This is a genomic window from Microbulbifer aggregans, assembly GCF_020524005.1.
Taxonomy (GTDB): domain Bacteria; phylum Pseudomonadota; class Gammaproteobacteria; order Pseudomonadales; family Cellvibrionaceae; genus Microbulbifer; species Microbulbifer aggregans_A.
In genome coordinates, this window is record NZ_JAIVKK010000005.1 from 355,413 (window position 1) to 367,643 (window position 12,231).

At 54.1% G+C, this 12,231-nt stretch carries 10 protein-coding genes and 1 rRNA gene; 4 read left to right on the forward strand and 7 right to left on the reverse strand.

From position 1 onward, the window contains the following. Positions 1-200: 200 nt before the first annotated feature. The 3 genes from LC093_RS12185 to LC093_RS12195 all read left to right on the forward strand — a co-directional run bounded on the left by LC093_RS12185 (position 201) and on the right by LC093_RS12195 (position 1,996). A complete protein-coding gene (locus LC093_RS12185; protein ID WP_226665070.1) occupies positions 201-632 on the forward strand; it encodes a hypothetical protein in 432 nt (143 codons plus the stop codon). Positions 633-725: 93 nt separating this feature from the next. Further along, a complete protein-coding gene (locus tag LC093_RS12190) occupies positions 726-1,490 on the forward strand; it encodes an SDR family NAD(P)-dependent oxidoreductase (RefSeq protein ID WP_226665071.1) in 765 nt (254 codons plus the stop codon). 119 nt (positions 1,491-1,609) lie between these two features. Further along, positions 1,610-1,996 (forward strand): DUF2750 domain-containing protein, encoded by a 387-nt coding sequence (locus tag LC093_RS12195; protein ID WP_226665072.1) that lies wholly within the window; start codon positions 1,610-1,612, stop codon positions 1,994-1,996. A 74-nt stretch (positions 1,997-2,070) separates the two neighbouring features. Here the strand turns inward: LC093_RS12195 and LC093_RS12200 are convergent, their stop codons facing one another. The 6 genes from LC093_RS12200 to LC093_RS12230 all read right to left on the reverse strand — a co-directional run bounded on the left by LC093_RS12200 (position 2,071) and on the right by LC093_RS12230 (position 9,680). Then, complete coding sequence (locus tag LC093_RS12200) at positions 2,071-2,721, reverse strand: SOS response-associated peptidase family protein (protein ID WP_226665073.1); 651 nt, start codon at positions 2,719-2,721, stop codon at positions 2,071-2,073. A gap of 109 nt (positions 2,722-2,830) precedes the next feature. After that, on the reverse strand, positions 2,831-5,278 hold the full coding sequence (locus LC093_RS12205; RefSeq protein WP_226665074.1) for a DUF305 domain-containing protein: 2,448 nt from the start codon (positions 5,276-5,278) through the stop codon (positions 2,831-2,833). Positions 5,279-5,638: 360 nt separating this feature from the next. Next, positions 5,639-6,526 (reverse strand): dienelactone hydrolase family protein, encoded by an 888-nt coding sequence (locus tag LC093_RS12215; RefSeq protein WP_226665075.1) that lies wholly within the window; start codon positions 6,524-6,526, stop codon positions 5,639-5,641. A gap of 99 nt (positions 6,527-6,625) precedes the next feature. Beyond that, a complete protein-coding gene (locus LC093_RS12220; RefSeq protein ID WP_226665076.1) occupies positions 6,626-7,294 on the reverse strand; it encodes a DNA-3-methyladenine glycosylase I in 669 nt (222 codons plus the stop codon). Positions 7,295-7,352: 58 nt separating this feature from the next. After that, positions 7,353-8,231: a MaoC/PaaZ C-terminal domain-containing protein gene (locus tag LC093_RS20465; protein WP_226665077.1), complete on the reverse strand. Its 879-nt coding sequence runs from the start codon at positions 8,229-8,231 to the stop codon at positions 7,353-7,355. Between the two features lie 72 nt (positions 8,232-8,303). Beyond that, a complete protein-coding gene (locus LC093_RS12230) occupies positions 8,304-9,680 on the reverse strand; it encodes an SLC13 family permease (protein ID WP_226665078.1) in 1,377 nt (458 codons plus the stop codon). A gap of 214 nt (positions 9,681-9,894) precedes the next feature. Here LC093_RS12230 and LC093_RS12235 point away from each other — a divergent pair, with 214 nt between their 5' ends. Further along, positions 9,895-11,253, forward strand: coding sequence for a Na+/H+ antiporter NhaC family protein (locus tag LC093_RS12235; protein ID WP_226665079.1), 1,359 nt, complete (start codon positions 9,895-9,897; stop codon positions 11,251-11,253). Positions 11,254-12,123: 870 nt separating this feature from the next. Here the strand turns inward: LC093_RS12235 and rrf are convergent. After that, positions 12,124-12,231: ribosomal RNA gene (rrf, locus tag LC093_RS12240) — 5S ribosomal RNA — on the reverse strand; the annotation flags it as partial.

Sequence of the window (12,231 nt, forward strand, 5' to 3'; positions counted from 1 at the left end):
CAGTGTTTCATGCCACGGCCAGGAATGGCCCTGTGACAGCCGCTTGCTCATCAGGCAAAATCGGAAATTAAATAGCGTTCGCGACTCATGCAAGAGCTAGCGCTTGACTACGGGAAAGCGCCCAAGGATATATACCGAAAGGTTCATGGAGGATTCAAATGATTGACCGGATAGAAAACTGGATCGATGAAGTCAACTTAATGAATGAAAACACCAGCATATCCTGCGCGTGTTTTGTCGATATATTTTCTGGTTTTTATTCACCATCTTTCCTGCGGAATGCGCAGTTCGTCATCGTCGACAGTATTCCCAAGCCTGATTTCCCAGAGTTACAACAGCTTGGGCTCGGCAGGTTTATGGAACTGGATGCCCGCGGTATTACCTACAAAAATACCTACTATGTTTTGCGCGGCTCAGAGGACATCCTGCGTCTCCATTTTCATGAGCTGGTACACGTCGCGCAATGGCAGAGCCTGGGCGCGGCTGGATTTATCACCCGCTACATCCAGGAAATCCAACAATTCGGTTACGATGAATCCCCCTTGGAAATCATGGCCTACAGTCTGGATGCGCATTTTTCATCCACGGGGAAACAATTTGATATTCCCGATTACGTAGCCCAACACCTGTAGCAGTGCGCCTGCCCAGCTGAAATGGCACCCGGTTGCTCAGTTTTTCCCACTCACCACCTATCTTGAATAGCAGTGCAACCAGTGGAGAAAACCATGCGTTTATACGGAAAAGTGGCGGTGGCAACGGGCGCCTGTGGTGGGATCGGAAAATGTATTATTAAAAAACTTATAACGGAGGGCGCACGCGTTGTTGCTGTAGATCTGTCCCAGAGGCACCTGGATAAACTCCAGGCAGAATACGGCGACGAACTCATCACCATGACCGTCGACGTTACACAATATGATCAAGTCGCGGCAGCCATTGACAAGGCTATTGATCACTACGGGCAGGTCGATATCGTGATCAACAACGCCGGCATCGGCGCTCCCAAAGCCCTGCTGGAGCACGATCCCATTAAAGATTTTGACGTTATAACGGCCGTCAACCAGAAAGGCGTCTACCACGGTATTCTCGCCGCAGGCAGAGCCATGAAAGCCCGCGGACACGGCGGCGTGATCATCAACACATCATCGGTATATGGTGCGATGGCATCTGAGCTCACCTTTACCTACAACGTCAGTAAGGCCGCCGTGGATATGATGACCAAGTGCGCGGCACTGGAGTTTGGCCCGCACAAAATTCGCGTCTGCGCCGTAGCCCCCGGTCGGGTCGACACCCCCATGCTCCACCAGTACAAGTCACTCGGCCTCTGGGATCACATCCAGCGGGAACAGATGCGCAGTGAATTTACCCAGCCGGACGAGATCGCCAATGTGATCGCATTTCTCGCCAGCGATGAAGCCAGCTGTATTAACGGTACTACCGTATATGCCGCAGACGGCTTCGAGAATTTCAAGTATCCGCTGCTACCCGGCTGACAACCTTTATTTGGCCCCGAAATGCATTGGGCATACGTGCCGTTTTGGCTCAGAATAGCGCCATTCAATGGTACCAACGCCCACCGGCGCTGATTACCAAACTATCCAAAGGGCCGACTATGACAACTGAAGAGCTACAGGCGATTTTTGCGCTGGACTGTGAAGCGCGCTACGAGTACTTCCTGGATTTAGCCGGAGAGGAACGGGAGGTGTGGATTCTGATCAACAGTGAGGAACATTTCCTAAAGCTGCATGCAGAGGACCAGGGCGGATTCGAGTACCTGCCCATCTGGCCCAGCGCCGCCTTTGCCGAAGCCTATGCCGCCGATGACAGTGACCTTGCCGCCAAAAGTATCCCCCTGCCCCAGTTCCTGAACCGGTGGCTACCGGGTCTCGACAAAGATGACATCGAGGTAGGCGTATTTCCGGGGCTGGATAAAAGCGTTTGGATCACCGAACCCACCGAACTTGAAAAGGATCTGCGGGACGAGCTCTCTCGCTTCTAAACCGATCGACGCAGCTGCCCAGCCATAGGGATGCAAATGGCCAGGGGGCGGCTGCGCGCCCCCAAAGCTGCCCCCTAAGCCTCCCGCACTGGCTCCGCATCTCCTGCATAATCCATACTCATGGCCTTGTGCAGCGGCTGAACCATCAGAGGCTGCCTGCCCAGTGTGATCTCCGGATGTAGGTAGGGCTCAAACGCTTCCGTATCTTCGCCGCCCTCCAGCCACTGGGCCACAAACGTCTGATCTTTGGGCGCTATCATCGGAAAGCTTTTCTCGTGATACCTCGCCGTCTTCGGGTGAGCAGCCAGAGTGATGATCGCGCAACTCAGAATTTCCCCCCAGGTTTTATACAACCCACAAAAGAAGAAGGGCTCACCAAAGCTGAACTCCACCGGATTCTTGCCATGCTGGCTTTCCACCCAGGCCGTAGCGGGGATCAGGCAGCGCGCCTTGCGGTACTCCGGACGCTGCCCCAGCTTTTTCCAGTTGCTGTTTATAGACCAGTATTTTTTGTGCGGCTTCCACTCATTGCCCTGCTTCTGCAAGTAGAGGTGCCAGGTGGCATTTTCAACTTCCCTCTGGCCATTGCGCGCGGTGACGATACTGACTTGTGCCGTAGGCCTACGCCGCCGTCCCAGGATCATCCGCTGAGGATGGTGAACACCATACTCTTCGAGAAAGCGTTCGATACCCGCGTCATCGTCGACATCGAATACGCTACACATGGGACCTATCCGGCTTATTTCTGGATTCCAGCACAGTCGTTGCACCAGCAGTAGATTGAACTGCGCGGGGGACGAGCGCAATTATCGCCGCTACCCCGCACCCACTACTTTACTTTAGCGCCTTGGCGATCCCCTGCACGGTTTCCGTCAATGCCTTGCTACGCTTTTTATCGTTCGACGTCTTTAGCTCCGCGGAAGACGCTAACACCATCAATCGGTTCGCGAGCTGCGAATCTTTGCCACTTTCCTCCAGCAAGGACGCGGAGTTGGACAGGCCATCCGCTAATTCCATCAACACCGGTTCCGGCAAAGACCGGCTGCGCTGCAGCTGGTCGAGATAAGCCTTCGCTACCACCGGCTTGTCTGGCCAGGTAACAGGAAATTGCTGCTGCGGGTTAAACAGCTGGTTCTGGTCAGCAATTTCCGCCGCGCCAATTTCGTTGGCCGTCAGGTAGTCACTGGGCAACAACGACAGGACATCAATACCGCGAGAAATTTCGGTACCGTATATTTTTCCGTTATACCAGTAAACAGACCAGTACCCCCCCAGAACCAGATGCTCTTCATCGATCGGACCGCGATCAAAAAAGGCGATTTCTACCGGGTTGGAGGAATCGGTAAAGTCGATCATCGAGATACCGCCCTGGTACCAGGCCTGGACAAAAATGTCGCGCCCGGGCACTGGAACAATGGAACCATTGTGTGCCACACAGTTTTCTTTCTCGCTTTGGGGCGCGGACATTTTGTAATAGCTGGCAAACTCGAGCTTGCCATCCTTGATGTCGTAGATGGCATTTGCCCCCCAATCCAAGGGGTCATAGGCACGGCAACGCGGGCGTGCACCACCGCCCCACTCATCGGTAAAGATCACCTTGCTACCGTCGTTATTGAAAGTCGCGGAATGCCAGTAGGCAAACCCGCTATCGGTCACCACGTCGATACGTTTGGGGTTCAGTGGATCGGAGATATCGAACAGGATTCCATTACCCGAACAGGCACCCGCGGCAAGTTTGCGCGCAGGAAAAACCGTAATGTCATGGCACTGGTCAGTACGGTTGGTGTCCTGGGTTTCATCACCGTGATCACCGCCACGCCAGAGACCGGCCAGAGCACCGGTTTCAGGGTCGGCAAATACTGTCGGGCTACTGACAATACGTGATTTTGAGGGGTCTTTGACCGGGATTTCAATCACATCAATACGGAACAGCGCCGTGCGATTGTCACCAGGTATATCACCTATACATCCAGGCATCTCCTCTTCTTCACGTACCGAGGAAATACCGGAGTTGTACACGATGATTTTGCCATCCTTCCCGGGGCCCGACACCACCGAGTGAGTATGGGAACCGCGACAGGTCTGCACGGCACCAACTTGTAGTGGGCGTTTGAGATCGCTGATATCAAAAATCCGCAGACCGCGGAATCGTTCTGGACTGGCATCTTCTACAACACCCTGTAATCCGCAATCCAGGCGGCCCCGGGTCTGTTCAACCGACATGATCAGCAAGTTGCCAACAACCGAAACATCGCCCTGCCCACCCGGACAAACCACTGAACTGATTTGCTTCGGCAGGCCACTCTCCTGAAGCCGGTAAATATTGAAGCCATGATAGCTACCAGCCACCATCACATCGTCAAAAAACGCGATATCAGTGTTGGCGAAGTCCATAAACGGCCAACGATCCCACTCCTTGCCCTCCTCTTCCGACTTTTCTTTTTCTTCAGTTTCTGCCGTAGCCTCGGCCTCTTCGTCGTTACCGGGCTTTTCTGGCGGGATCCCTACGATATTGTCCGGGTCAAAAAAGCCCGGCGGCTTTGGCAATATGCCTTCGTGTTTCAGGTTGAAAATAGCTTCCCCTGCATCGGTATAGCCAGCGGCGAGCCCCGTTCGAGGATCTTCCGATAAACCGGCCAGAAGCTTGCTCATCCGCTTGACCTCAGCTGACTGATCGTTGGTGATATCCGAGGTAAATTCAAAAAGTGCCGGATCGTAGGCTGAGCCAGGCCGTTTCTGCAGTTTTTCTACCATGGTCACCGCACCTTTATGGTGGGCAATCATCAGTTCAAGAAATAGCCTGTCGAAATCATTGGCCTTTACGGCCGCCAACTTCTTCATATCCTCCGGAGAGGCCATTCCTGCCATTTTGTGTGTTGTGTGCATGCTGTGGTGGTGCTCGGGTTCCGGTACCGATTCACCCCGCTCACGCAACCATCCCTGCATAAAGTCGATTTCATCTTTCTGGGATACATCTATTCGCCCGGCGAGATCGACAATCTCGGGGTTGTTGGTGCGCTTACCCACCAATTTGGCCATTTGCAGTGCCTGGAAATGGTGCGGGATCATATCCTGCATAAAACGTACGTCATCGGGCGAATAATTAATAACTGCAATTTTTATCGCTTCTTCCGCACTTAATTCCCGCACAGGTTGGCCCGGCGCACCGGGATGGACTATCGCTACAGCATCACCCTCAGCGATAGCAGCACCGCTGATCGCGCATGTGCTCACAGCACCGATTGCGATGATTCTACGGATACAACCTTTAATTTTTATCATTGAAGTCACTCCAAATTTGGGGACTTAAGCGTTGCGTATACGCCCGCTGCCAGTACTTGTTAAAAGTGCCTTTACGCACATCCTGAAGCACTTGTATGAAAAGGTTTGCCACTGTTGCGCAGCCAACCTCAGGTACAGAATCCAAGCGAATGCTTGATAGTCCAGAAAATCAGATATGGACAAGGAAGGAAAAAAAATGGGGTCAAGATGAACCCACATAGACAAATTTATACCGCCAGTTGCCCCTGTGTTCAATCTTTCAGGCAAATTCTGCACACACGGTACTTTGAAATGTAAGAAGCGGGGCAACCGGAAATGCGCGAACAGATTCCGGATTACCCCGCTAATGAAGTCGTCGCATCAAGCCAATCGTTGATTAAACAACGTCAGCATTCTTGCCCAGGCACGTTCGGCCTGGTCGCGGTTGTAAGCCATGGAATCCGGTGGACACCACCCGTGCATGGCGCCTTTATAAACCTCGATTTCCGCTTCAACGCCGGCATTGTCGAACGCCTGACGCAATTCGGTTTTTGCTTCGGGCTGCCGCTCGTCGTCATTTTCCGCGATCGCCACCAGGAAGCCGGCCTGGATTTTCGGTACCAGACGATGCGGACTATCCGGTTTATCCGTAACCAGGCCGCCCCCATGAAAAGATGCACCGGCACCGATACGTTCAGGCATATCCGCAGCAAGCCGGAATGTATAAGAGCCCGTCATGCAATACCCCATGGTGCCGGCTTTTTTATCACTATCTACCGCCTGCTGCGAATCCAGAAAGCGGATAAAGGCACGCCCATCGGTTACACACGTTTCCGGCGAGAGTGTGCCGGCCAGCTCACGAGCCTTGGGCCAGATCTGCTCACGCAGCGAGGCATCAATGACCGGAGCCGAATCGGGCACCAACTGCCCTTTCATAGTTCGATAGTAGGGATTCACCACGAGAACGGCGTAACCGGACTGCGCGAGGCGCTTGCCCATCTGCCGGAATGCGGGACGCATTCCAAAGATATCAGGCCACAAAACCACTGCGGGATATTGCCCCTTGGCCGGATGCACGAAGTAGCAATCCGCCTCACCGTCGGGCGTTGTTACCAACACATTGCTTTCGACAACGTCTTCGGCCAACGCGGCTATCGGTAGCGTCATTGCGAGCGCGGCACTGATGCCCACCCTGCCGAAATCGCGGCGATTTATACCTTTTTGAAGAAAGTAAGCTTCCGCATCTTTACTGCTCTGCTCATCACACACGATTTACGCCTCCTGAATAGTACAATTGAATACTCGGCCAGCGCAGGTTTCTACACTAAAGCCAATGGATCGACCTTAAAGCATTTAATAACACAGTGGTCAGCCAACCGAGTATGCCAGTATCTGGCTGATTTCATTCAGGCTACGGCGGGATTGCGCCTGCCAGAGTTCCACCACTTCCTGTAATACAGCCCAATCTCGTTTGGATGAAGGTGTCTTTTGCACCACGCCTTCCCGGATTAACCCACGCACCATGTCATTGGAGAATATCAGTGTATCCACGCCCATCCGGCGCAGAAACACCTGTAAAGTCCTAATCCCCAGGCGATCCCCGCCTTTTTGCAGTGTCCGCAGGTTTTCCGCGTAGTTGGCTGTGTTCCACCCGGCAAAGTAATTGCCGAGTCCATCATGATCATTGGACAGCTGCCAGAAAAAGTCGCCGTTGCGCTGGATAGACCTGGTCTTCTTCCAGTGGCTGATCATTCCATCCTGTTTAAGGATGGTTTCGAGTGCTTCATCTGAAAGCATACGACAGTAGCCGAGGTCAAAGCCGTGAAAGATTTCCTCGATCCGGGGCCACTTCCCATCCACGACCTTCCAGTTGAAACCCGCCTGGAATACCGCTTTGGAGGCCTGGGACAACCAGGCAGAATTTTCTATTGCACGCAGTTCTTTGGCTTTTTTCGGAAGTGTGAGTTGTTTCTTCAGCCCGGCAAGGCCGCCAAAACGTTCGATAACCGGCTCAGTGATGTCGTCGAAACTGCGCATGACGGCCCTCAGTTTGCATTGTTGTCATTGGATATCGCCTGCCGAAAATTCCGGCTCATTACAGGGCAGATACTTGCCCGCTCAGGTATAGCTTTTGCTCATTCGTTTTGCTGACTGCGAATTTAATCAATCCTTCGTCTGCAGAATATTCAAATTGCACCTGAGCAGGCAGGTATACGGGCTGTCGAAAGTTTATACATACCCGAAAGCCCTGATCAAACGGTGGCATACTCAGGGTCTGTTCCAACTCCGCCAGACAACGGGCTTTGGTCCACATGCCATGGGCTATCGCCCGGGGGAAACCAAACAGTTTGGCCGTGAGGGCATACAGGTGGATAGGGTTACTGTCACCGGAAACACGCGCGTACCGACGACCGGTATCGCCCGGCACTGTCCAGGGTGATACGGCATCCGCAACCAGTGGTTCTTCAATCGCCCGTTCAGGGCGGCGCGCCTTGGTGCGCGCGCGCTGGTCCCGGCTTAAAAGCGTAGAAATACATTCCCAGACCAGTATGCCCCCGACGCTGACCCGGGTAACCATTTCGAACTCGAAGCCGCGACGTACCGGTCTCGCACCGCTCAGGGTACATTCAAAATCGAGCGCATCGCCCGGCTTGATAACGCGATATTGGATAATCTCGTTGGCAACATGCACCACGCCCAGAACACTGCACGGGAAAGCCTCTGAAACGAGAAGCCTCAGGTGTAGGGGGACCGCCAACACAAATGGGTAGGTCGGCGGTATATGATCCTCATTGCCAAAACCGCAAATACGGCGATATGCCTGCAACCGCTTATTATCAATACGCTGGCCTTTCAGGCTGATACTACCCAACACCTGCATGTCTTCCGGCACCGGCCCTCGCCCCCTCGCCATTAGTGCACGCAGGTACAGGGTACTCATACGCGGGGCGGTCTCTAACTGGATCGTATTCACTTCATTTTTCCCAAAATCTTCAGGGACATATACCTGTGCCATTTCCAGCCCAGCGCATTCAGAGGTTGATCACTATACCAATATCAGGCGACAGGTAACCGCGATAATGAGGGACGCCAGTACGCTCAACACTACGCCCTCCCTGGCCATATCCTGGATACTGATTTTTCCGGTGCCATAGGCAATCGCATTGGGGGCCGTCGCCACCGGCAGCATGAATGCGCAACTCGCACACATTGCGGCCGGAATCATCAGTACCATGGGATCAAACCCCGCAGAAGTCGCCGCTACAGCCAGAATCGGCATCAACAGCGTAGCGGTTGCGGTATTGCTGGTAATTTCAGTCAGGAAGGTAACCGACAGGCATAGAACCAGTAACATCAGCCAGAGCGGCATCGTCGTCAGGAAAGACAACCCCTCGCCCATCATGTCGCTCAAACCGGAAGCCACAAATCCCTTGGCAATGGCGATACCGCCAGCAAACAGCAGCAACATCCCCCAGGGAATACTCTCCGCAGCCGACCAGTCGAGCAGCCTGCCTCCTTTACCATTCGGTACCAGAAACATCAGCACGACCGCACCGATCGCCACTGTACTATCGCCGGCGCCCTCTACCCCCAGCCAGTGACTCCAGCCGCCGAATGGCTCATTGCGGGTCACCCAGAATAAAATCGCGATGGCGAACACCACCAGTGTCCTGACCTCTTCCGGCCGCCACTCTCCAACCCGGGGGCGTTCGATTGGTTTTTCCAGCCGGACACTGCGCGTCAGCCAAAGCGCCATAACCGGCAGGGTTACCAGCACAACCGGCAACCCGACTTTCATCCAGCTCAAAAAGCTGAACTCCGTTCCGGTTACTTCCTCATAGATGCCCATGAATATCACGTTGGGAGGCGTGCCCAGCGGGCTACCCACACCTCCCAGGCTGGCCGCATACGCAATCCCCAGAATAAGTGCGATCGTCAGGCGCTGGTTGTTCGCGTGGGAGAGGATTGCCAGGGCGATCGGAAGCATCATCAATGTGGTCGCTGTATTGGAGATCCACATAGAGAGCAACCCGGAGGCGAGCATAAAGCCCAGCACCAGACGGCGACCACTGGTGACTCCGACCACTTTAAGCATGTACAGGGCGAGGCGCTCATGGGCGCCGCTTTTCTCCAGTGCTTTGGAGAGCATGAACGCGCCCATAAGTAGCAGAATCACATGGCTACCCAGTGACGATGCCACCAACTTGTGATCGGCGACGCCAAATAACGGCAGCAGAACAAATGGAACCAGTGAGGTCGCCGGGATCGGCAAAGCCTCAGTAATCCACCAGACGACCGTCAGCAGCGTGATGGCCGCGGTTACCGCTGGCAAGTAGGGAACCCCCAACCAGGACAATAAATAGTAGAAAGCCAGGGCCAGCAGAGGCCCCAAAACCATAAAGTGCTGCCGCGTCACGGTCATTATTCTTTTCCCCAAGGCGATGACGGGTTAAGGCGCGCGAATCGCTAATTTGACCATAATTCCGTCACAAGGCTCCAGTATTCCTGAAATGTCATCCCTCACGATTCCTGCCCGGGCGATCTATCTTTATCACAAATCGATCATTGATTGCTTCTGCTGCGGACTCTTACAATCCGCGCCCTTTATGTAAGCACACGACTATCAAGCGGTACCTATGTCCAGAGCCAACCCCCTTGCACTCCTGCCTCTCGCCCTTTTCCTCCTGCTATTTCTCGGTGCGGGGCTCTGGTACCAGTCGGAAGGCACCGACATGGCGTTTTATCAGGTGCCCGCTCCCGTTGCCATCTTGCCGGCCATAGCTCTGGCAATACTGCTGGCCAAGGGAAGCCTGAACGAAAGAATCGACACTTTTGTACGCGGCGTCGGCGACTCCACGATTATTACGATGGTGCTGATCTACCTGCTCGCGGGCGCTTTCGCTAGTGTGGCCAAGGCGGTTGGCGGCGTAGATGCGACGGTAAGCCTGGGCCTGAACCTGATTCCTCCGTCTCTGGTACTACCCGGGCTTTTCCTGATTACGGCATTTATAGCCACGGCTATGGGTACCTCCATGGGTACTGTGGCAGCTATCGCTCCTATTGCGGTGGGGATTACAGATGCAACAGACATTCCGCTGCTAATCAGCGTTGGCACAGTGGTCGGTGGAGCCATGTTTGGCGACAACCTGTCGATCATCTCTGATACCACCATTGCCGCCACGCGGACCCAAGGCGTGGCAATGCGCGACAAGTTCCGTATGAACCTTATGATTGCCCTGCCAGCGGCTTTGATCGCCATCGCGTGGCTCTATTTCCAGAGCGCAGGACTGTCTGTCGGGGAGAACGTCGGCACCCAGACAGAAGACTACGGTATCGCGCCTGTCCTTCCATATATTGCGGTACTGGTCCTGGCAATCAGCGGGGTAAATGTCTTCCTCGTCCTGTTCGCCGGCATCCTGCTTGCCGGCGCCGTAGGCCTGGGGCTGCAGGAAAGCTACGGTATCGCGCAACTGGCTCAGGACATCTTCGAAGGCTACAAGGGGATGCAGGAGATCTTTATCCTGTCGCTCATGATTGGCGGGCTGGGTGCCATGATGCGTACCGAAGGCGGGCTGAATTGGCTCGCTCAGTTTATCGAGCGGATCAGCAGGCACAAGCCTGTGCACGCTGCTGGCTCTTCCCGGGTACGCGCCGGTGAGTTGAGCATCAGCGCGACAGTTGCGATAACCAATGTCTGTACCGCGAACAACACCGTGGCCATTCTGTTAAGTGGGTCATTGGCGAAAGATATCGCTACCCGCTATAGCGTGGACCCACGCCGCAGTGCCAGCCTGCTCGACATTTATTCCTGTGTTGTACAGGGGCTCCTTCCCTATGGAGCGCAGATACTGCTGGCCTCATCGCTGGCGAAAGTGTCGCCCTTGTCGCTGGCGGGTAGTATCCAGTACTGCTGGCTTTTGGGGCTCATTGCGATGGTTTCGATTTTGTTTGGGGTTTTCAGGCCGAAGGTGAAAGACAACCCAACTGCTGCTTAATTTGCCATAGAAGAGCATGCTTGGCGGGATCTGTCAGGCATGTTTGGGTGCTACGTGGTGCTCCGCTTTGCAAGGCAGTCCATTGCTCTCGCTCCCGCTTACAACCCGTCAGTTATACCCTTCTCTTATCCTTTCTGTTAACCCGTTTAGTGTTATTCAGGGCTCAATCTCCATTTCCGCAACCTCGCTATTTAAGTGAGCATGCGGCGTATACGTAAGATAGACGCGAAGTATCTTAGTGGATTGTGTTAGGTAGGAGCCTGCTTGCAGGCGAGCAGCTTGGTTAGTTCGGCAATAGGTCTGTGGATAGTGTTTGAAGATAAGAACGAAATAGAGTCTACGGGCGTGTGTTCGATCGGGTCTAGAGATTAGCCTTCGGGATTAGTGCACCGGATCTGGATTGATGTGTAGGAGCCTGCTTGCAGGCGAGCACTCTGGCTAGCTAGGTGATCGAATGTTTGTGAGTGTGAATAAGTAACTTGGGCGTTTTGTTGTGGGTGGGGTTGTGGATAGTGTTTGGAGGAGAGCGCTAAATATAGCGCACGGGCGTGTGTTCGATCGGGCCTGGTGCTATGGGGCAAGAACGATGACCTACAGTGGGTGGCGAGCGGTGCTCGCCATCGCGTTGCGCTGCGAGGTAGTAAGAGGATTTCATCGTATCCCAAATAAAAAAAGGCCACCCGTTTGGGTGGCCTTTTCTTTTATTTAGATGCCTGACAAACGGCTTTGCCGTTTGGACTGCCGTAGGCAGCCCGAAGGGTGAGAGCCTGTGGCTCGAATCACCATGACCGTACCGCGCAGCGGTAGGTCATCGGCAGGTTGCCATGAAAAAAGCCCTGACCGCGAAGCGATCAGGGCTTTTGGAATAAAACCTGACGATGACCTACTCTCACATGGGGAAGCCCCACACTACCATCGGCGATGTTGCGTTTCACTTCTGAGTTCGGCAAGGGATCAGGTGGTTCCACAACTCTATTG

Coding starts and splice junctions, on each gene's coding strand:
- LC093_RS12230 (WP_226665078.1), bottom strand. CDS start 9,680: ATGACCGTGACGCGGCAGCACTTTATGGTTTTGGGGCCTCTGCTGGCC.
- LC093_RS12235 (WP_226665079.1), top strand. CDS start 9,895: ATGTCCAGAGCCAACCCCCTTGCACTCCTGCCTCTCGCCCTTTTCCTC.
- LC093_RS12195 (WP_226665072.1), top strand. CDS start 1,610: ATGACAACTGAAGAGCTACAGGCGATTTTTGCGCTGGACTGTGAAGCG.
- LC093_RS12220 (WP_226665076.1), bottom strand. CDS start 7,294: ATGCGCAGTTTCGACGACATCACTGAGCCGGTTATCGAACGTTTTGGC.
- LC093_RS12185 (WP_226665070.1), top strand. CDS start 201: ATGAATGAAAACACCAGCATATCCTGCGCGTGTTTTGTCGATATATTT.
- LC093_RS12205 (WP_226665074.1), bottom strand. CDS start 5,278: ATGATAAAAATTAAAGGTTGTATCCGTAGAATCATCGCAATCGGTGCT.
- LC093_RS12190 (WP_226665071.1), top strand. CDS start 726: ATGCGTTTATACGGAAAAGTGGCGGTGGCAACGGGCGCCTGTGGTGGG.
- LC093_RS12200 (WP_226665073.1), bottom strand. CDS start 2,721: ATGTGTAGCGTATTCGATGTCGACGATGACGCGGGTATCGAACGCTTT.